At 57.7% G+C, this 21803-nt stretch carries 17 protein-coding genes; 14 read left to right on the top strand and 3 right to left on the bottom strand.

Going from position 1 to position 21803, the window contains the following annotated elements; translation table 11 throughout:
- Window positions 1–77: 77 nt before the first annotated feature.
- The 10 genes from ACESTR_RS12135 to ACESTR_RS12090 all read left to right on the top strand — a co-directional run bounded on the left by ACESTR_RS12135 (window position 78) and on the right by ACESTR_RS12090 (window position 13970).
- A complete protein-coding gene (locus tag ACESTR_RS12135; RefSeq protein ID WP_302576340.1) occupies window positions 78–1133 on the top strand; it encodes a fimbrillin family protein in 1056 nt (351 codons plus the stop codon).
- A complete protein-coding gene (locus ACESTR_RS12130) occupies window positions 1034–2434 on the top strand; it encodes a PCMD domain-containing protein (protein WP_373179322.1) in 1401 nt (466 codons plus the stop codon). Before ACESTR_RS12135 ends, ACESTR_RS12130 begins: the two co-directional genes overlap by 100 nt.
- Before the next feature lie 229 nt (window positions 2435–2663).
- Entirely contained in the window at window positions 2664–2834 is a 171-nt protein-coding gene (locus tag ACESTR_RS12125) for a hypothetical protein (RefSeq protein WP_014775959.1), read from the top strand.
- A gap of 13 nt (window positions 2835–2847) precedes the next feature.
- Entirely contained in the window at window positions 2848–5298 is a 2451-nt protein-coding gene (locus ACESTR_RS12120) for a PCMD domain-containing protein (protein ID WP_373179321.1), read from the top strand.
- A gap of 443 nt (window positions 5299–5741) precedes the next feature.
- Window positions 5742–6545, top strand: a complete 804-nt coding sequence (locus ACESTR_RS12115; RefSeq protein ID WP_373179320.1) for a DUF4493 domain-containing protein — start codon at window positions 5742–5744, stop codon at window positions 6543–6545.
- A gap of 22 nt (window positions 6546–6567) precedes the next feature.
- A complete protein-coding gene (locus tag ACESTR_RS12110; RefSeq protein WP_373179319.1) occupies window positions 6568–8298 on the top strand; it encodes a DUF4493 domain-containing protein in 1731 nt (576 codons plus the stop codon).
- On the top strand, window positions 8298–10427 hold the full coding sequence (locus ACESTR_RS12105; RefSeq protein WP_276807513.1) for a DUF4493 domain-containing protein: 2130 nt from the start codon (window positions 8298–8300) through the stop codon (window positions 10425–10427). Before ACESTR_RS12110 ends, ACESTR_RS12105 begins: the two co-directional genes overlap by 1 nt.
- A gap of 17 nt (window positions 10428–10444) precedes the next feature.
- Window positions 10445–11266 carry a hypothetical protein gene (locus tag ACESTR_RS12100; protein WP_009596119.1) on the top strand — a complete coding sequence of 274 codons (822 nt, stop codon included), beginning with the start codon at window positions 10445–10447 and terminating at the stop codon, window positions 11264–11266.
- 13 nt (window positions 11267–11279) lie between these two features.
- Complete coding sequence (locus ACESTR_RS12095) at window positions 11280–12281, top strand: hypothetical protein (protein WP_009596096.1); 1002 nt, start codon at window positions 11280–11282, stop codon at window positions 12279–12281.
- 3 nt (window positions 12282–12284) lie between these two features.
- Window positions 12285–13970, top strand: coding sequence for a PCMD domain-containing protein (locus tag ACESTR_RS12090; RefSeq protein ID WP_237958718.1), 1686 nt, complete (start codon window positions 12285–12287; stop codon window positions 13968–13970).
- A 263-nt stretch (window positions 13971–14233) separates the two neighbouring features.
- Here the strand turns inward: ACESTR_RS12090 and ACESTR_RS12085 are convergent, their stop codons facing one another.
- The 3 genes from ACESTR_RS12085 to ACESTR_RS12075 all read right to left on the bottom strand — a co-directional run bounded on the left by ACESTR_RS12085 (window position 14234) and on the right by ACESTR_RS12075 (window position 17904).
- A complete protein-coding gene (locus ACESTR_RS12085; protein WP_009596086.1) occupies window positions 14234–14926 on the bottom strand; it encodes a transglycosylase SLT domain-containing protein in 693 nt (230 codons plus the stop codon).
- A 44-nt stretch (window positions 14927–14970) separates the two neighbouring features.
- Window positions 14971–17097, bottom strand: coding sequence for a putative porin (locus tag ACESTR_RS12080; protein ID WP_009596066.1), 2127 nt, complete (start codon window positions 17095–17097; stop codon window positions 14971–14973).
- Between the two features lie 72 nt (window positions 17098–17169).
- Window positions 17170–17904 (bottom strand): CDP-alcohol phosphatidyltransferase family protein, encoded by a 735-nt coding sequence (locus tag ACESTR_RS12075; protein ID WP_009596070.1) that lies wholly within the window; start codon window positions 17902–17904, stop codon window positions 17170–17172.
- Window positions 17905–17992: 88 nt separating this feature from the next.
- On the opposite strand from ACESTR_RS12075, the gene ACESTR_RS12070 reads away from it, so the two are divergent.
- The 4 genes from ACESTR_RS12070 to ACESTR_RS12055 all read left to right on the top strand — a co-directional run.
- Window positions 17993–19066 (top strand): mannose-1-phosphate guanylyltransferase, encoded by a 1074-nt coding sequence (locus ACESTR_RS12070; RefSeq protein WP_193559077.1) that lies wholly within the window; start codon window positions 17993–17995, stop codon window positions 19064–19066.
- A gap of 37 nt (window positions 19067–19103) precedes the next feature.
- Entirely contained in the window at window positions 19104–20348 is a 1245-nt protein-coding gene (locus ACESTR_RS12065) for a UDP-N-acetylmuramoyl-tripeptide--D-alanyl-D-alanine ligase (RefSeq protein WP_279064334.1), read from the top strand.
- A gap of 214 nt (window positions 20349–20562) precedes the next feature.
- Entirely contained in the window at window positions 20563–21492 is a 930-nt protein-coding gene (locus tag ACESTR_RS12060) for an alpha/beta hydrolase (RefSeq protein WP_279064336.1), read from the top strand.
- Window positions 21493–21617: 125 nt separating this feature from the next.
- A partial coding sequence (locus ACESTR_RS12055) for a hypothetical protein (protein ID WP_373179318.1) occupies window positions 21618–21803 on the top strand: 186 nt, incomplete at its 3' end.

The raw sequence follows: 21803 nt of genomic DNA, 5'->3' as shown, positions 1-21803 counted from the left end.
CCCGGCGGCGGCGTAGAGCCGACCGGCGCAAGCTACGACGATTTCTATTTGGATAACGAATAAAAAACGGCGCAGCTATGAAAAACTTCCATAAAGCTCTGTCAATCCTCGCTGCGGCCGCACTGTTTGCGGGCTGCAGCAGTTACGACGAGACGAACGATCCGGCGCGCGCCGGCAATACGTCCGTAAAGCTCCTTGCCGATGTCGCCGACGACGCCGAAACCCGTGCCGGCATCTCCGTCGGGGAAAGCACATTTACCGGATATTGGGAAGAGAACGACGCTATGGGAATTCTTTTCACCGCCCCCGGCTCAACTCCCGAACTTCGGCCGTTCACCTACAACAACAACGACTTCGCATTCGAAGGAGAACTGCCGGCGCAGACCGGAGCGTGGCAATACATGGCTTTCTATCCCCATGCGACCGTAAACGGCACCAAAGCCAGCATTCCGTTCGGCAACCTGCGCACCCAGAGCGGCAACGCTTTCAACTGCGCCTCCGACGCACTGGTGGCCCCGTGCCTGAACTTCGCCAATGCCGAACCGGGCAAAACCGACGAAGGCGATCCGGTCCGATTCACCCTCAGCCGCCTGACCTCGATTCTCAATCTGGAGGTAAAAGGCGGAGACAATGCCGACAAGGTCCGCTACCTGCTGCTGACTTCGGAAAACGAAACCCAGACGCTCTCGGCCGCGAGCATCGACTTCGACATTTCAGACATGGGCTCCGGACTCGCATTCAGCCAAACCGCTCCGTCGAACGTCATCGCGCTGGGCTTCGAGGAGGGCACGGCTCCCGACGCCAACGACATCAACGCCTTCTTCAACATCATGCCGGGGAGCTACGACAAACTGACTGTAGACGTGATTACGGCACCCCGGATCGGTACGGTCGCCATCGAACGCGGGGCAGACAAACCGTTTGCCGCAGGCAAGCTCTACAAGCGCGCCGAAACGCCCGTCTTCGCTCCGCTCGAAGCTCCGTCGTTCGACTGGCCGGGGGACATGAGATCGACCAAGCGCACGAAATCACCGTGGACGACAACAACCAACTCACCTACTCCGCCGCCATCAACATCCATGTACCGGGAGGCATCGCCGGTCTGGAAGTCGATGTTTCGTCGCCCGTACTGAGCATGCTGGGCATTTCGAAACTCGACCTGTTCAACGATTCCGACGTCATCGAGGAAATCTCCTTCGCAGATCTCGGACTCAGCTGCCAGACCGAAATACAATATAAAAAAGAGTGCGTTTTCGACATCACGGCACTCGTGCCGATGATCCTCCTGCTGGGTCCCGACCCCGGCAGCGAACACGTCTTCGACGTCAAGGTGACCGATCTCGCGGGGCAGGTGACCGAGCAATCGCTGACCTTCACGGCCCCGGCGCTCGTGCGGGTAGATCAAACGGACCTTTGGAAAAACACCGCCTCGCTGACGATCAGCAATCAGTTCGCCGACGCCGGCAGCGTCGTGCCGGAGTACCGCATCAAAGGCGAAAGCGCATGGAACGCCGCCAGCGTCTCCGGGCCGAACGACGACGGCAGCCGCACGGCCCTGATCAGCCCCGACTGGACCACCGGCACCAACGAAGCGAGGCTGACGATCCATAGCGTCGATCCCAAGACCGGCATCTTCGCCCGCAAGAGCTACGAATACCGACTGCTCGCCGACGGCGCAACAGTCGCTTCGGGCGAATTCACGCCCAAAAACAACCTCGGCGACGTCATTCCCAATGCAGGCATGGAGAGCTGGAGCACGAAATCGATGAAAAAGATGTTCTCAGGCTCTGCCAACGCACCCTATCCGAACGCCTATATGACCAGTTCGGGAACCGACAAATTATGCACTCAGGCAACATATCCCGGCATGGTCGGTGATTATTGCGCGCAACTCGCCGCGAAGTATGCAGGCATCGCATTCGCTGCGGGCAACCTCTACACCGGAGATTTCGTGATGGACGGCACAGTCGGTTACGCACAATTCGGACAGCCGTACACCTATTCGGCACGTCCCGCCGCCCTCAAACTGAAATACGCCGCCGAGATAGGCGAAATCAACCGGGTCAAGAACGATCCGCCCGTAAGCACCGGCATCGACAAAGGACGCATCTTCGTCTGTATCGTCGAATGGAGCGACCGCCATGCAGTGCAATCGGGCACTTCGGTAGACAAGACGACGTTCTGGGACCCCGAAACCGTATCGAGCCTGAACGAAAGCAAAATCATCGGCTACGGTTCCGCCTACATCACGGAGTCTCACACCGGCAGCATGAAGGATCTGGAGCTTCCGATCGTCTATTACGAAAAGACGGACACGCCTCCGACGGGCAACTACACGCTGGTCATTTCGACCGCGACCAGCTATCTGGGCGACTACCTGACCGGATGCGACGCAAACAAACTCTGGGTAGACGATTTCGAGTGGGTATACTGATCTCCCGATAACAAACCCGAAGGCCCCGCAACCTTCACCCCGACCTCCCTGCGCCTGCAGGGAGGTTTCTTGTTAATTTCCACCGCCTTGTAATATTGCCGCAATCGATTCCGGTTCCACAAGGCAAATATGCCTTTTCGTGATGAAACACTGCCCGTTCGTTGAATTTATTTTCAAAAGAACCAATTCCCGTCTATTTTTGTCATAAAACTTTAAACTATTGCATACCATGGAAATTGTATCAACCACGAAAGGGGGGGGGCAATACTCCGCCCCGATGATCGAGACGATTGAGGTCGCCGCGGAAAAAGGATTTGCCACGTCCGGAGACGTCCCTTCCTCCGACGGAATCAGCCCCCTGAGCTGCTACGACGATTTTTATTTGGGCGAAAACGAATAAAAAACCGGCAGCCATGAAAAAACAAGTCTCTCTTTTAACGCTGACCGCAGCGCTTCTCCTCGGCGCGTGCAGCACCTACGAGGAAGTTCCCGCAACATCCGGCGACGGAGCAACTGCCGTCGGTTTTCTCGCCGATATCGCTCCCCGCGAACAAAGCCGCGCCGACATCAACGTCGATTTCGAAACCGGCCTTACCGGCACATGGAACGGCGAAGACAAACTCGGCGTCCTCGCCAACGACTTCTCGAAGCTCCTGCAATTTACGTACACCACAGACAGCAAGGCTTTTACAGGCTCGCTCTCCGGCTCCGAAGGCACTTGGGCGTACCGCGCCTTCTACCCTCACAACGGAAACGCCACCGTTTCCGGCACGACCGTAACGGTTCCTTTCAGCGCCCTGCGCACCCAGAACGGAAACAAATACAACAGCGAATTCGACATCATGGCCGCCGACGCCATCACCCACAACAACGCCAAGCAGGGCAAAACGCCGGAAGGGAATGCCGTAAAGTTCAATCTTCACCGCATCACCTCGATCCTCGCGCTCAAACTGCAAGGCGGCGCTGCGTCGGAGAAAATAGCCTCCGTCATGCTGACGTCGAAAAAACCGATCGCCTCCGAAAAGCTGACCTTCACCGTTCCGTCGGACCCGAACGCCGCATACGATCCGTCGGCTATCACCCCGAAGCTGGTCGCCGAAGGCACCTCCGCAACAGGCTCTCCCATCTCGATCGACTCGGAGCACATCACCGTCACCTACGCCGACGGCACGGCTCCTTCGGCCGATTACAGCGAGACCTTTTTCAACGTGCTCCCTGATGACAGCTACGGCGACCTGACCTTCTCGGCCTGCACCGACAAAGGCAACGCAGCAAGCTTCACGATCACCCGAACGAAACCCGTCGTCGCCAACTGGGTCTACACGGTGGAGCGGACCGCATCATTCACCAAAGCCGCAGCCCCGACCGTCAAGTGGATCGGCCACGAAGACCTTACGACACCCGTCGAGCTGGCCGAAAGCGGCAACAGCGCCAATATCCGGGTCAGCGCACCGGGCGGCATCAAGTCGATGCAGGTGGATATCACTTCCGCCCCCTTGGCAACGCAGCTTCCCTTGGTCAACCTTGCCGAATCCATGGATTTAACGAATCCTGCCACGGAAGAGATGGCAAGCATGCTTGCCCAACTCGGCTTTCCGACTCCGGCACAACTGCTCAACCAGCAGCATGTGTATTTCCAGATCGGCGGTCTGATAGACATGCTCGCCATGGTCTGCGCCGAGATGACCGAAACGACGAACTCCGATTTCAAGTTCACCGTCACGGACAATGCAGGGCAGGAAACAGTCATCACGCTGAAATACGTAAAAACAGTCGTTTCCCCCATTACTTACAACAACGACGCAGACCTTTGGGCCAATACAGCATCGTTTACCTTGAACATCCCTGCCGATGCGACATCCGTTTCCGTGCAATATAAGAAATCGACCGCTTCAGATACGGAATGGCAGACCGCCGAAATTACCGGAAACAATACAAAAGCGGAAATAAAACCCGACTGGGGCACGCAATTTACGGCGGCGGACTGGACTACCCCCAACAGCGTACAACCGTTTTGGCGCATTACGGAAGGAACCGGCGTTTTCGCAAATAATACGTACGATTACAAATTGACCGTAGACGGCACAGAATACAAAGGCCAATTCACAACGAAAACAGATCAGATTATTCCAGAAGGGAATATGGAAAATATGGCTCTTCCGTGCTTTATCCTGCAAGACGCAAGCAAAACCTCCGAAACATGGGGCAGTGGTAACAACAAAGTGCTATCGGCTTGCTGGTTGTGCCAACAAGCTGACGGTAATTCCGGGAAATGTGCATACTTAACATCCGGAACCCAAAACACTTATGTCTTCGGAAAATTATTAACTGCCGGAAACTTATTTTTCGGACAATTTACCCAAAATGGCACCGGCGGCGACGTCCGTTTCGGACAAATATATCCTTGGAAATCACGTCCCAGCGCCATGCGGGTCAGCTATAAAGCTGAAGTCGACAATGTAGATTATGTCAACACAACAACAACGGTAAATATCCCTAAAAACAGTCCTGACAAAGCCCGCATATTTGTTGCAGTCGTTGACTGGACCGGTCCTCATACTGTAACCTCAACTCTTGAAGTAAAAAGCGGACTTCCTGCTACTGTCATCGGTTCATGGGATCCGGAAACGACTACCGATCCCGGTGAAGGCAAAATAATAGGCTACGGTTCGCTTTGGATTGAAAAAGGGAAAACCGATTGGCAGACAATCGACATTCCGATCAATTACTACGACAAGACAGCCAAGCCTACCGACGGCAAGTATTCACTTGTAATTTCGTGCGCATGTAATGCTTATGGGGAGTTTTTCAATGGCTGCTCAACCAACAAACTCTGGGTAGACGATTTCGAGTGGGTATACTAATCCTCCGATAACAAACCCGAAGGCCCCGCGGCCTTCACCCCCGACCTCCCTGCGATTGCAGGGAGGTTCTTTTATTAGGCACCGCCCGCACCGCGAAAGAAGGGCGCGCAAGCCATTTCCCGGCAGCGGAAAGACACCCGAAGAGAGGAGAATCCGGCCCGACGGCATGCGGCGTGTCGGGTGTTCGTGATGAAAAATGCGCCGTTCGTTGAATTTATTTTACAAATCCGCGGCGCATGCCTATTTTTGCACATTGTCAATAAAAGGCATGCATCCATGCGAACAAAAAACCAAACATCCCGACCCAAACAGACGCTTCGGGACGTTTCGTATAAAGGCGCCCCGGCAGGTACAGTCAAAGCGGCAGATGCGGCTGCCGAACCGGCAGCGCCGTCCGCAAACGGCACGACCGACAACACTCACCATTGAACGACCGGAATACCATGAAAAGACAACTCATATACTTAATGGCATCGGCGGCCCTGCTGGCGGCCGGATGCTCCACGGAAAACAAGGCTGAAGGCACGGAATACGGCACGCTGAAGGTCAGCTGCACCGCCGACGGTTCGATCGTCGCCGCATCGGACGACACTTCCCGGATGCCGGCTGCGCCCTCCGTCCCCCAAGCCGGCGATTTCACGCTTACGGTCACCGGAGAATCGGGGACGCAAAAATGGGATACGCTCGCGGAATTCGAGCAGAGCGACGCCGTGTTCCGAATGGGAACCTACGCCGTCTCCGTCGCACACGGCGACCCCGATGCGGAGGGAATCGACAAACCCTATTATGCCGCGGAGAAGAGCGTCGAAGTGCTGCCCCGCCGCGCTGCAACGGTGGAGATGACCGCTACGATCGCCAACTCGCAGACGGTGGTCCGCGCCACGGAACAGTTCCTCAATTATTTCCACGACGCGCAGTTTACCGTAACGACGGCATCGGGCAACCAGTTCGACTTCACGCCCGGCAGCACGCCCGCCGACGAGCCGGTATTCGTCAAAAGCGCCACGACGCTCAAGGTAACCGGCACGGCACGCCGCCAGAGCCAGACCGGAACCGACGAGGGGCCTAAGGTCACCTTCTCCGAGCAAACGCTCGAAGCCACTTCGCCGCGCACCTGCCACGTTCTCACCTTCGACGCAAAGGATGCAGGCAGCGTCACGCTGACCGTCACGCTCAGCGACGACTACACCGAAACCCGGCCGATCGACTGCGAGGTCAACGAGGGCGCTATCGACGCTACCAAATAAGGAATAAAAAACAGCAAAAGATATGAAGACATTTACCAGACTTTTTACGATGTTGGCGGTTGCAGCGTTCGTTGCGGCAGGCTGTGTGAACGAAGAACCTCCCTACAAGGAGGAACCCAAACCGACGCCGGGCGACGCGACGGGCTTCCTGTCGGTAAGCGGCCTTTCGATGCGGGTGGTCTATGACGAGACGGACGTTCGTCCCGACGACACTTCGGACCAAACACAAAGCCCGCAGGCCGTATCCGGCACCCGCGCCGAACAACCCGACGTGGACGGTTTTATCGTAGAGATTCTCGACGCCGACAACGCGCAGGTACTCAAAAAAACCTATGCCGAACTCAAACAGCAGCTCACCGAGCCGATGGAACTTCCGGTGGGCGCCTACCGCATGGAGGTTCGCTCGGAGGAGAGCACTCCGGACGTAGCGTGGGAGCACCCGGTCTACGGCGCGACGAGCAGCTTCTCGATTTCAAAGGCGCAGACGACCCAGCTCGAAGAGGTGGTCTGCACATTGCAGAATATCAAGGTCACGGTGGATTATTCGTCCGAACTGGCCGGCATGCTGGCCGACACCAGCAAGGCGACCATATCGCTGGGCCAGACCAGTCAGGAGTTTCTCAAAACCGAAACGCGCGCGGCCTACTTCAAATCGCTGGACATCGAGAATACGCTGGTTTTCAACTTCGACGGCGTTTTCGCCGGCACCGACATCCCCGCGCAGTTCAGCAAGCAGATCACGGGAGTCAAGGCCGGCCAGTGGCGTAAGATTTCGGTCGTAATCAACTACGCCGACAAAGGAACGCTTCTGTTTCAGGTAACGGTGGACAACAACATCATTCAGGACAACTCTTTCGTCGTAGACGGCACCGACAACCTGCTGGAAGAGCTTCTCGAAGACCCCAATGCGCCGACTCTCGCATGGCCCGGACATGACATGTCCAAGCCTTTTACGCTGACGGACGCCATATTCGACGACAACGGCAACTGCATCGAACCGTTCGTCTTCGACCTCGCATCGCCCAACGGCATCGAATCGCTGCGCGTCAATATCGGCTCGACCAGCAGTCGGTTCATGGCTTCGATGGCGGCAATCCAGCTTCCCGAAACGTTCGACCTCTGCGCGCTCGACGCATCGTCGCCGGCAGGCATCATACTCAAAGGATTCGGCTACCCGGTAGGCGGCGAACTCAAGGGCCAGCAGGCCAAGAGCTTCAACATCGCAGGGCAGATCAAGGCGCTCTACGAATTCGACGGCACGCACACTTTCTCGTTCGACATGACCGACGCAAAAGGCGTCTCGACCGCAGCCGCGCTCACGCTCGTCGTGGACAAAAGCGCGGGTCAGGAGGGTCCTGCAATCGTCTGGAGGGGCTACGATATCGACAAGCAGTACGAAGTGCAGAAAGACATGATAATCGACATCGACGTGACTGCAAGTGCAGGCATCAAGTCTTTTTGGGTTACGATCGACTCCGAGGAGCTGAAAGATCTGCTTCCGGTCATCAACATGCCGGAGAAGTTCGACATCTGCGACATTCCGGCCGATCTGGCCGCGATTCTCCACGACGAATTCGGATTCCCGATCAACGAACAGGTGAAGAACCAGACCGTCGTAATGTTCTCGATCACCAAATTCGTCGAGATACTGCTGGAGATTCCGGGCGAGCATAACTTCGTCCTCGACGTGACGGACAACAACAACGTATTGACGCACAAGACCGTCAAACTCATCGTTAAAGCCGCCGAATAATGAAAAGACACATCACATATATCGCCATGCTGCTCACGGCACTCACCGGCGCGTCATGCTCGCAGGACGAAACTCCTGCCGGCGACGGGCGCACGGGCGTGATGGCGATGACGATTTCGACCTCGCGGGCGGAAGACAACGGCGAATACGATCCGCTGCAATACCAGAAAGTGTATATCTATAACAGCGAGGGCGGGCTGCTCCGCAAATACGCCGCGAAAGACGACATTCCCGAACGGCTGGAGCTGCTCTCCGGCACTTACCGCGTAGCGGTCGAGGCGGGCGAACAGGTCCCCGCGGATTTCTCGAAACGCTTCTACAAAGGCGAGGAGACATTCACCGTCAAACCCGGCGAAACGACCCATGCGGAGGTAGTTTGCAAGATCGCGAACACCGTCGTCGAAGTCAAATTCGACGCTTCGATCGTCGAGAATCTCGATCCGGGCTACTTCGTATGGATAGCCGGTACGGACAAATTCGACGAGGCGGAAGCCGAGTCGGGTGCGGTTCCTGCGCTCAAATTCACGGACGAAGGCACGGGCTATTACACCCTGCCCGCAGGTACGACTTCGCTGGCATGGATGTTCCGCGGCACGCATACGTCGGGCAAGGAGGTCGAGATGGAAAACACGCTGACCGAGGTCAAGGCCGGCGGCAAATACGTCTTCACCTTCCGCTACTCCCCCGACCTGCCGGGTTATATCGACGCCCTGCTGATCCGCGTCGATACCGAGACGGAAGACAAGGACGACGAGATTATTTTCAGTCCCGATCCGGCCCTTCTCACCGAGGGATTCGACAACGACGAACTGCAGAAATATACGTCCGGCGAGAAGAAATACCGGATCATGGCTTTCGCGGAACTGAAAAAATTCACGGTCTCGGTCGGCGACGACAGCTACGACCTGCTCACCGGCACGCACGAAGGCATTTCATTCTCGCCTACCGATAAATACAACACCGAACTGACGTTGTCCGACGCCTTCTTCGCAGGACTAGCGGGCGGCGACCACGCCGTGACGATCCATGTGGAAGACGCCAACGGCGGCAGCAACGAGATTTCGACGACCTACCGTCTGCAGGGACTGGTTCCGGTTACGGAAAAAAGCTACGACCTCTGGGCCAATACCGTAACGCTGCAGGTCGTGGATTTCACCCGGTCGGCAAACGTAACGTTCGGTCTGTGCGGCAGCGACGGCCAATGGAAATACCTGACCGGCACGTCGCAGGGCGACGATTTCATCTCGGCGACGTTCGCACCGCAGTGGCAGGAATCGACCAATGCCAACGGCCATACGGTCTACACGCGAGAGGCGGGCACCGGAGTCGTCGCAACATACGGCTACGAGTACAAAGTCACCATCGACGGAACTGAAAAAAGCGGTTCGTTCACGGCCGGAGCGGCGCAAACGATTCCCAATGCCGACATGTCGGGGTGGAGCATGACCAGCGGTTTCGCATTCCCCAATGCGGAGGGAGGGGCATTCTGGAGCAGCGGCAACAACACTATGACAAAAACGCTCTGCACCTCCACCGACGTAAAATTCGGCAAGGCGGCACCGGCAGCCAAACTCACCAGCACCAATATGCTCGTTCTGGCCGCCGGCAACCTTTTCACGGGAACATTCGCTTACAAAAGCTTCACCGGCACCGTGCAGTTCGGCCAGCCTTATGACTTCACGGTGCGCCCCTCGGCGTTAAAGGTTAAATACCACGCCAAGGTCGGCACGGTAGATAAAGTACGCACCTCCGGCGATATTTGTCCCTACATCAAGAAAGGCGATCCGGACATGGCGCGGATTTTCGTTGCCATCGTCGATTGGAACGCCCCGCATCAGGTAGTATCAGCCATGACCACTACCAAAGGCGCTTGGGACCCGGAGAAAGGCATCGACAACGTATCGGAAGGTAAAATTCTGGGATACGGTTCGCTCTGGATCACGCAGTCGACGGAGGGCGACGATATGCAGGACGCCGAATTGGACATCGTATGGTACGACCATGAGACGCGTCCCAGCGGGGGGGGGTACTCACTCGTGATCTCATGTGCCTGCAACGCCTACGGCGATTACTTTACGGGCTGTTCGACGAACGTCATGTACGTCGACGATTTTGAATGGGTATATTAACGACTAAACGCACGACAATGCGCAAAATAACCATCAGCACGCTCCTGACCCTGCTGTATCTCGCAGGTACGGCTCAGGCGCTGCGTGCGCAGCAGACAACGGAGGACGCGTCCCTCCCGGCCGACAGCGTCGGACAGGAACGCGCGCTCACAATCAATGAAATGCGCCAACAGCGCGGTCTGACCGATACGCACAACCTCTTCGTCCCGCGCGGACAGTGGATATTCGGAGGAACGGCTTCCTACTCGACCCATTCGAACGAAACCTACCGGTTTCTGGTCGTCGAAGGCATCGAATCGAAGGGCTACACCTTCAAGGTCAGCCCGATGATCGCCTACGCATTGCGCGACAACATGGCCATCGGAGGACGCTTCATCTACTCGCGCTCGCTGCTCAAGCTCGACAAGGCCGACCTCAACCTCGGCGGCGAGGATTCGGACCTCAATTTCGAGGTGAACGACTACTATTCGCTGCGCCACAGCTACTCGGTGGCGGTAATCTGGCGGCAGTACATTCCGCTGGGACGCAACAAACGCTTCGCGCTCTTCAACGAAATGCAGCTGTCCGGAGGCGGCACGCAGGCGCGCTTCGCCAAGGATTCCCCGGTGAAGGGCACCTACGAAACCGGCTACACCTTCTCGCTCGGCGTTTCGCCCGGCATCGTGGCCTTCGCGACGAACAACATGGCCGTCGAAGTAAACGTCGGCGTAATGGGTATCACCTATACGCACACCAAGCAGGTACACAATCAGGTTACGGTCGGCAAGCGCGACGCCAGCATGATGAACTTCAAGGTCAACATCTTCTCGATCGGACTCGGTATGGCATTCTATCTCTAAAATCGGCAAGCACATGAAACGAATCATACTTTCCATCTTCTCGGTATTCATTACGCTCGGCGCCGCTGCGGAGACAGAACAAGCCCGTCCCGCAGTGCAGCAGTCCGAAACCGCTGCCGCCGCTGAAACGCCTTCGGTCACGGCCGAATCCGCCGCAGCCCCTGCGGCGCAGACAGCAGCGCCCGCCGCGGAACAGACATCCGGAAATCAGCTGACCGCAGACGCCTTTGCGACGCCCGCACCGTCGCCCATCGCCGCCGACAGGCAGAAACGGCCCAAGGAACAGCGCTTTCTGCCGACGCGCAAACGCATAGACCGCGAAATCAACAAACTCAAATTCGCCTACAAAGGCGAAGTTATGATGGGACTGACGGCATCGTACGGCACCCTGTCAAGCGACGATACGGACATCATGCTCATCCTCGACAACATCAACGCGGACGGTACGGTTGCTACGGTCAAACCCTTTGTCGGCTATTTCTACCGCGACAACAACTGCATCGGCGTGCGTTTCGGTTACCGCCACATGAGCGGCACGCTCGACAACACCTATTTCGATGCCGGCGAGGGCAACGACCTGTCGGGGCAGCTCCCCTACATCGACCTTTCGAGCGACAACTACTCGTTCGGCATCTTCCACCGTTCGTATGCCGGACTCGATCCCAAGGGGCGTTTCGGACTCTTCGCCGAATTCGAACTGGCCCTCTCTACGGGTACTTCGAACTTCCTGTACGACCCCGACCGCAAGGAGGGCGGCAACCCCAATCGTACCTACAGTGACAATACGCAGGTAAAACTTTCGTTTAATCCGGGAGCGGCCGTCTACATCTTCCCCAACGTCTGCGCGACGCTTTCGTTCGGGCTGGGTGGCATACAGTACAATTCCGTCACCCAGAAGGATGCCGACGGCAACAAGGTCGGTTCGCGCAAGGCTTCGAACATGCGCTTCCGGCTCAACATCGCAGCCATCAATTTCGGCATGACGATCCATTTGTGGGACAAGAAAAAGCAGTAAGACATGAAATATTTCCGCATACTCTTCTCGGCAGCAGCGCTTCTTTTAGCCGCTTCGTGCATCGACAACGACGTGCCTTATCCCGTCGTCGAACTCAGGATCGCGGGCGTCGAAGGCAGCGGCTTCACCGTGTCGGGCATCAGCATCGCCAACCGCACCGTGGCGCTTACGCTGGATGAGAAAACCGACATACGCAAAGTCGGCATCGACAAGGTTACGTTCGACGTCGCGACCTCCAATCCGATGATGACCGACACGGAGTCTTTCATCGGCCAGATCAAAACGTCGCGGCCCCTCAGCGGAGAATTCGACCTGCGTTCGCCGCTGTACGTCACTCTCTCGCTCTATCAGGATTACGAATGGACGATCGTGGCCGAACAGCCGATCGAGCGCGCCTTTACGGTCGCAGGCCAGATCGGCGCGACGGTAATAGACGCCCAGAAACGTACGGCGACGGCCTATGTGGCCAAGGGGACGAACCTCGGCGACATTACAGTCACCCGGCTCAAACTGGGTCCTGCCGACATCACGACCTACTCTCCCACGGCGGAAGAACTCTCGGCTTCGGGCTTCGAAACGATGCGTTTCGTCGATGCGACCTATCACGGAACGACCGAACGCTGGACGCTCCATGTCGAGCATACCGACCTGAAAGTAGCATTCCGCGAAACCGATCTCTGGAACAACACGGGCGTCATAACCGCCATGGTAACGGAAGAGGAGTATCCCAATGCTGTGATCCAATACCGTGTGAAAGGCACCGACGAGTGGCAGGCGACGCAAAAGGGCGAGCGGGACGAAACCGGACTCTTCACGGCCGCTGTCACCCCCGAATGGACGAACTCGACCAACGCCGCCGGGCTACCCGTCAAACGTCTGGTGCGGACCAAGGGCGTCTATGCGGGTCAGACCTACGAGTTGCGGCTGCTCGTCAACGGAGAAGCGACCGAAACGTCCGAATACACCGTCCCCGCGGGCGACGTCATACCCGACGGCAACATGGAAAATCCGGGGCTTTCGTGCTTCACACAAGAGAATCAGAATGCGGAATTCTGGGCCAGCGGCAACAACGGCTTCGCTAAGGAACTCTGCACATCGGCCGCTTTCGACGGAATGGGCGGCAGCCGCTGCGCCCTGCTGAAAGCCTCGGCTCCCCTGATCGTGGGACTGGCCGCGGGCAACCTGATGTCCGGCATCTTCTACAAAGACGGTCTGACGACCGGCGTCGTGGAATTCGGGCAGCCCTACACATGGACGGCACGCCCCTCCGGCATGAAAGTAAAATACCATGCGACGGTCGGCATCGTCAATCAGACAAAACACAGCGGAGCGCCGATCGGCAAGGGCGATCAGGACAAGGCCCGGATCTTCGTGGCAATCGTAGACTGGAATGCCCGTCACCGGGTAGCTTCGGGAACGGGCGCCCCGACCGGCACTTGGGACCCGACGGAAACCACGGCAACGGACGAGGGCAAGATCATCGCCTGCGGTTCGCTGTTCATCGACCGTTCGACCGCCGGCGACCGGATGACCGAAATCACGCTGCCGCTCGATTTCTACGACACGCAGGCCCGTCCCACGGGCAAATACAGCATCGTCATCTCCTGCTCGACCAGCGCCTACGGCGACTTCATGGTCGGCTGCACGACGAACACGATGTACGTCGACGACTTCGAATGGGTTTATTAAGCCGGGAGCGTTAAAACCGGAAAACACAACGAAAAAGGATGGGACGCGTCGGCGTCCCATCCTTTTTCATTACGGGCACTCAGGTCCCAGTTCCGCGCCGCTGCCTCCCCCACCGCAGTCTCCAATCCCTCACCGCAGTCTCAATCGCTCGCTGCTGTTCCCACTCCTTCGCCGCCCCTCTCAGAACAAAAAACAAAAGCGGCAGAACCGATGGTTCTGCCGCTTCGTTATCGCACTCTGGCTTACGTTCCGCCGGGCGGAAATCACCTCACGGCGACCCGGCAATATTTGTCATAACGGCCTATCACGTCGTTCACGTAAGCCAGCGTCTGCCGGCTGCCGGTGAAACGGCCGCACTTGACCACTTCGTTCTCGTAGTATTCGGGCTGCGCCTTGAGCTGCAGGTACCGGGCTACCACCTCCCACGAATTGGGATCTTCCCCGTTGACACGCGCCAGACGCCGTGCATCGTTCACATGGCCTATACCGCTGTTGTAGCAGGCCAGTATTATGCTCATCCGGTCCTTGTCCGAAGTTTCCGCAGGAAAACGGAGCGTACTCTTTATTTTCGACATCAGCTTGTTGGCCAGCCATATGTTGGTCTCTGGATTGGCTATATCGCCTGCCGGAACGTCGAACTGACGCGCTACCGAAGGCATGATCTGCATCAGTCCCTTGGCTCCGCTGCGCGAGGTGATATCGGGCGTAAAACGCGACTCGTGATACGCGATGGCGCTCATCAGGCGCCAGTCGTGGCCCTCTTTTTCGCTGATGTTGCGAATGATGTTGTCGTAGGCCGAAATCACGTAATCGCCGTCGCTGAGCAGCGAATTGCCGAAATCGGCCTCTTCGTTCAGCATGTCGTCCGTCACGGGTGTGCTGAACTTGGCGTTAAAGCCGTAAAATGTCGTAAGAATTGTTAAGAACGCAAACGTTAAAACTGTCTTTTTTAACATAAAAGGTTGTTTTGCGGGCAGTTCACACCGCGCAGAACAATACGCTAATCATAGAAACCCCATGAGATACCGATTTTGAACATGCCCGGATTCAGCGGATAGTTAGCCGCCGAGAAATATTCTCCGTTACCGAACAGTCCCTTGTTCACATGCTGATATTTCAGGAATATCCGCATTCTCTTCCACTTACCCATGACGAAAGCGTCCATGTAGGGATAATTCCCCACCTCGACCTCGCGCTGGTTGTAAAACGCCGACAGTGCGGGATTGTAACCGGGCGCATAATAACGCGTATTATAGCGTCCGTCCAAACCGATCTGCAGGCGCAGTACGTTGCGCACGACCCAGAATTCGTAATAATACGAAAGGAAGGCGCTCAAAAGCGGAACGGGTGCAACTTCTTGATTCGTACTCCACTGCAACAATACCCTGTTGTCCAAATGAAGTCCGCCTAAGCGGAAATCTTTGCGAGCGTACACACTCGTGAGGCTTACGTTTCCACCCTGCTGGGTAATCTGGCTGTCTGCGTCGTAATAGATCTTGTCGCTGACGACGCCCTGCCATGCTCCCGCTTCAAACGCGAAATCGGGAATCGAAAACTTCACCTCGAACCGAGTTTCATTCTCCTTGCCTAAAGGAGTGGACCATATATAATGGTTCGAGAAGAGATTCTCCTGCCAGTAGTTGGGCGAGCGGCGGTCCATCGTGAACCGGCCTTCGAGAATCAGGGGGTGTCCGCGGAGATACCCCGTCAGCGCCAGATGGGCGCCCAAGGTGAGGTCTCCGCCTCTGTATCCCGACGGGTAGAACTTGAGGTTCGCATCCCAATCGACATATTTCTTTATCTTGCCTCCGACGGAGCCGTATGCGAAATAGCTGGTCTTGTTGACCTTCGTATACTTTCCCGTCAGGAAATCACGCATCTCGAACTGCGAGTAGGTATGCATGTCGATGCCTATGCCGGCATCAATCGTGCCTACCACGCCGTTGCGGTCCCAAGGCTGCGCCTGAACAAAGAAGCGGTTCGAGATAACGCGCTCGTAAATCGAGTCGCGCGTATCGCGGGGATTGATGAACCAGTCCTTGTAGTAAATCCCCTCCGTAGGCTTGAATTCGCCCGTCTCCGGGTCCCGCTCGCCCCGCTCGTTCGTATAGCCGGCCTTTATATCCGTATAGACCTTGCTCCACGAGCTGTACTCGAACGAATGGCCTATGAATACCGCCGAAAGGTCGGCCAGCGAAAAATCGCTGTCCGTCACCCGCTGCAGCGGAAGCGCATACGACTGGGTGACGAAGAAGGCGTTGTTGCGGTAGGTATTCTGCGCCTCGGCGTCGGCCAGCTTCATCGGCACGCCCGACGGCATCTGGAACGTCGTATCGGCAATGGCCCACGTGCCGACCACGCCGCCGTTTTCCTGCTGCTCGATGTGATTGTTGTAATAGGCCGCATGCACCGAATAGCGTTTGCCCGTATGGTTGAACGCCACCGCGAGGTTGTGGTTCTTGGTGCGGGACCAGATATACTGGCCGCGCGTTCCCCGCGCCTTGTAATCGACGTTGAATCCCGTCGTCGGCGAGACGTTCTGCGCGTGCATGATGTTGAAGTTCTCCTCGCGGAAACGCTTCTGTCCCGATTCGAGATAGGTCATGCGGATGATCGGCTTCTTCGTGTTGTAGAAAGGCACGTTCTCCATGTCGTACGTGTACGCATAGTAGGGACTCGCGAAACCGAAGTCGAAGTTCTGGGGCCGCCGGAAATAGTTCATCGGCAGCGAAGCCTGTCCAAGAGCGCCCTGCGCGATGTCGCCCACCTCTTCGCGGTAGAACGGATAGTCGATGCGCCAGTCGGTCAGCGTCGTGTCCAGCGGTCCGATCTCAACGCGGTTGTAGTCGCGCCTGACGTTCCAGCGGAAGTTGTTCAGCGAGCGAACCGAATCGCTGAAAAAATAGGATTCGAGCGGCTTGCGGATCTTGCGCTCCTTCTTGGTCGTATCCTGCGGCTGCTGTTCGCCCTCCTCGCCCTCTTCCGCAGGCTGTTCGAACGGATTGTTGCCGTACAGGCTGCCGGTCTGCCCGCGCTGCTGCGCACGCATCAGCGTCTTGGCGTCGAAACCCTGCGAACGGACGACGCCGGGCGCTGTCAGGAACAGACCGAGCAAAGCTGTCAGCAATATTCTTTTCGTCAATCTCGACATAGAACGGGAATCCGCGGCAAAGGTAATTAAAAAAATTTAGATATAAAATTATTCCTCCGGGCAAGCCGCTGAATCACGGCTTTTTAGCGTCACGATCCAGTTTACCGCCGAAACGATGATGTAAAGCAGAATGATAACCGGGACAGCTCGAACACCCAAAGCGACCAACAGGACAACGGACAGCGCAATAAAGAGATAGCGGATCTCGTTGCCTTTAAAAGAAAAACTCCGGAACTTGAAAGCGAACATCCTCACCGGCGAAATGAGCAGCCACGACATGACCGGCATCAGCAGGAGCACCCAGACGCCCAGACTGAAGCCCGTCTTGGCGTTCATCCAACCCAGTGCAGCGAAGAACAGCGCATTGGCCGGAGTGGGCAGACCGCAGAATTCGGTGTGCTGCGTTTCGTCGATATTGAACTTGGCCAGCCGCAGCGCCGAGAAAGCCGCCACCACGAAGCAGAGCACGCTGCCGCCGTAGCGCATCCACGGTTCGGCATCGGCCGCAAGCGCGTCGTTCCACAGCACGAAAAGCACCGAAGCCGGAACGAATCCGAACGAAACCATGTCGGAGAGCGAATCCAGCTGGACGCCGATGGCCGAAGGGCACTTCAGCAGCCGGGCGGCGAAGCCGTCGCAATAGTCGAAGACGCCCGCGGCGACGGTGAGCCAGAAAGTCAGCTCCAGATCGTGGTAAACCAACGCCGAAACCGCCGCAAACGAGCCGCAGAGCAGGCTTGAGAGGGTCAGCAGATTGGGTATGGTGAACAGTTTTATTTTCATCGGGAACCTAAAAATATTTATTCCAGCAATAGGCGGCAAAGTTACAAAATATTTTTATCTTTGTCTCACTAAATTCCATATTATAACTATGGCAAGCAACAAATATTGTGTCATCATGGCCGGCGGCATCGGTTCGCGCTTCTGGCCCAAGAGCAGGCAGTCGATGCCCAAACAGTTCCTCGACATACTGGGAACGGGAAAATCGTTTATCCGCCACACTTACGAACGCTTTGCAAAAATCGTCCCCGCCGAGAACTTTCTCGTCGTGACCAACCATAAATACAAGGACCTCGTACTCGAACACATCCCCGAAATCGGCGAACGGCAGGTGCTCTGCGAACCGATCGGCCGCAATACGGCCCCCTGCATCGCCTATGCGGCCTACACGCTGCTGAAACAGAATCCCGATGCGGAGATGATCGTCACCCCGGCCGACCACCTGATCCTCAACGAAGAGGACTTCCGCCAAATCATCGGCGAGTGTCTCGAATTCGCCGACAAACACGACGCCCTGCTGACCGTCGGCATCAAACCGACACGTCCCGATACGGGTTACGGCTACATTCAGGTTTCGGACACCAACGTCATCAGCAAGGTCAAGTGCTTCACCGAGAAACCGAACCTCGAACTGGCGCAGACCTTCCTGCAGACGGGCGAATTCTTCTGGAATTCGGGCATCTTCATCTGGAAGGTGCAGACCATCGTCGAAGCCTTCCGGAAATACCTGCCCGAACACCACGCCATGTTCAGCGGCGTGATGAAGGCGCTGGGCACCGACGCCGAGAAAACCACCGTCGAAATCGTCTTTTCGGAGTGCCGCGCCATTTCGATCGACTACGGCATCATGGAGAAGGCCGACAACGTATATGTCCGCTGCGGCGATTTCGGCTGGAGCGACGTGGGCACGTGGGGCTCGGTCTACCAGCATTCGCGCAAGGACCGTTACGCCAACGCCGTGCCTGAACAGGGGTGCTACCTTTACGACACGCGCAGCAGCATCGTTTCGCTGCCCAAGGACAAGGTGGCCGTCATCAGCGGCCTGAAGGAGTACATCGTCGTGGATACCGACGACGTGCTGATGATCTGCCCCCGCTCCGAGGAGCAGAACATCAAGAAATTCATCGACGAAGTCAAATTCCACAACGGAGACAAACACATCTGACGCATCCGGGCCGGCAGCCCGCATATACGGCATCCATATGTCCGAACTGTACGATATTTTCCGGCGGCACCCCCGCATCTCGACCGACACGCGCCGCATCGAGCCGGGGTCCGTCTTCTTCGCCCTGCACGGGGCGACCTTCGACGGCAACCGCTTCGCCGCCGACGCACTCTCCAAAGGCGCCGCATACGCCGTCGTGGACGATCCTGCGGCCGTCAGCAGCGACCGCACGGTACTCGTCGGCGATACGCTCGAAGCCCTTCAGGAGCTGGCGCGCGAACACCGCCGCGAACTGGCGATTCCGATTCTTGCCATTTCGGGCAGCAACGGCAAGACCACGACCAAGGAGCTGGTGAGCCGCGTGCTGGCCGAACGCTTCGAAGTCTATGCCACGCACGGCAACCTCAACAACCACATCGGCGTGCCGCTGACGCTGCTCGCCATGACCCGCGACACCGAATTCGGCGTGGTCGAAATGGGCGCCAGCGCCTGCGGCGAAATCGCCCTGCTGGCGTCTATCGCCGAACCCAACTACGGCATCCTGACCAACATCGGCCGCGCGCACCTCGAAGGATTCGGCGGCCCGGAGGGCATTCGCCGCGGCAAGGGCGAGCTGCTGGACTATCTGGCCGCGAACGGCGGCCGCGCCTTCGTCCCGCGCGAAGACCAAACGCTGACCAACATGGCCGCGGAGCGCGACGGGCTGGCTGCGGAATACTACTCCGTAACACTGGCCGACGGCATCGCGCACCATCTGGAGGGAGACTACAACCGCTTCAACATCGCGGCGGCCGTGGCCGTAGGACGCTATTTCGACATCGACGGCGAACGCATCCGCCACGCCGTCGGCAGCTATATGCCCGACAACAACCGTTCGCAGCGGACCGAAACGGGCCGCAACACGCTGATCGTGGATTGCTACAACGCCAACCCGTCGAGCATGCGCGCTTCGGTCCTCAACTTCCTCGCCGAGCCGGCCGGCGGCAGAAGCCGCCGCGTGCTGATTCTGGGCGACATGCTCGAACTGGGCGCATGGTCGGAGCAGGAGCACCGCGACATCGTCGCCCTCGCAAGCCGGAATCCGGACACCGAACTGATGCTCGTAGGCGGAGAATTCGCCCGCGCCTGCGCCGGCATGGAGCCGCAGCCCGCCAACACCGCCCTCTTCCCCTCGCGCGAGGAGCTGATCGCCGAACTGCGCCGCCGTCCGGTCGAGAACGCCTTCGTGCTGGTCAAGGGTTCACGCGGCATCGGACTGGAAAAGGCGCTCGAAGAGCTGTAACATCGCCCGGCAGGCCTTCCCGCGCACAGAGTCGCCCCGCCTTACAGGACCTTTCCGCCGCGCAACGCCGGAACGAGGAGGGGCCCGAAGCAGAAGGAGGCCCCGGAGCGAGACAGGACCCGGAACAAAGGTGGGCCCATGTCACGCCGACAAAAAGCGCCTTTCCGCCGACTCAAACCGCACCGACAAACGAGAACCGCCAAATAATAACGCCATGAAACGACTGCTGTCCGCATTGCTGCTGCTGGCCGCGGCAAATGCCGCCGCCGGAGAAAAAAGCGTTTCGCTCGAACGCGATTTCGGAACCCTCTACGGCACGCTGCTCACGCCCGGCGAAGGCGCCGAAACCGTGGCGGTCATCATCGCGGGATCAGGCCCCACACCCCGCAACGGCAATACGAACAACTACCTTTATCTGGCGCAGGAGCTCGAAAAAGCGGGTATCGCCACGCTCCGCTACGACAAACGGGGCATCGGATCGAGCAAATTCGACGACCCGGACAAAATGGCCGACGCCACGCTCGACGACTTCATCGGCGACGCTGCGGCATGGGCCGAGTACCTCTCCCGGCAGGATTTCCGCCGCATCGTGCTGATCGGCCACAGCGAGGGGGCGCTGATCGCCTTCTGCGCGGCGCAACAATGCCCCGAAGTCGATGCCGTGATTTCGTTGGCGGGCGCCGGCTATCCGCTCGACGAAATACTCCAGCTTCAGCTGGCCGCACAACTCGCCCCGACGCACATGGAGCTGCTGATGCAGGCCCGTGCCATCACCGCCGCCCTGAAACGCGGCGAACGGGTCGAGTCGTGTCCGCCCGAACTGACGCCCCTCTTCGCACCCCCGTTACAGACATTCTGGATCTCGTCGCTGAGCTACGACCCGCGCGAGGAGATTCGCAAAGTGAGGGTTCCCGTACTGATCGTCAACGGCGACATCGACTTCCAAGTGACGCCCGACAACGCCGACGCACTGGCGAAAGCCCAGCCCCGGTCCCGGAAAACGATCATCGAAGGCATGACCCACACGCTCAAAAAAGCCTCCGGCCCCACGCGCACGGAGCAGATCGCCGCCTATACGGACGATACGCTTCCGGTCGCTCCGGAGCTGGTCGCCGCCGTCACCGGATTCATCGAAGGACTCTGAGATTCGCTTTTCATCGCTTCTCCGCCGGGGAATTTCCGTCATTCGATTATTTTGGTTATTTTTGATTCCGCAAAAAGACAACCGACACCCCAAGTACCGATCAGAACCTCCCACAATCCAATGCCATGAAACTCCTGTTCACCATCGAATACCGTACCCGCTGGGGCGAACAGCTCGTACTCCGCCTCGGCAAGCGGCGCATCGCCCTGCAATACGCCGACGGCGGCGTCTGGGCCTGCGCCGTAGAGCGGTACGCCCCTGCGGCGCAGCCGGCAGAATACCGTTACGAAGTCGAGCGCGAGGGCGTGTGC

The sequence above is a fragment of the Alistipes sp. DJF_B185 genome (assembly GCF_964250025.1).
Classification (GTDB): Bacteria; Bacteroidota; Bacteroidia; order Bacteroidales; family Rikenellaceae; genus Alistipes; species Alistipes finegoldii.
This window is presented reverse-complemented; position numbering and strand designations above follow the sequence as displayed.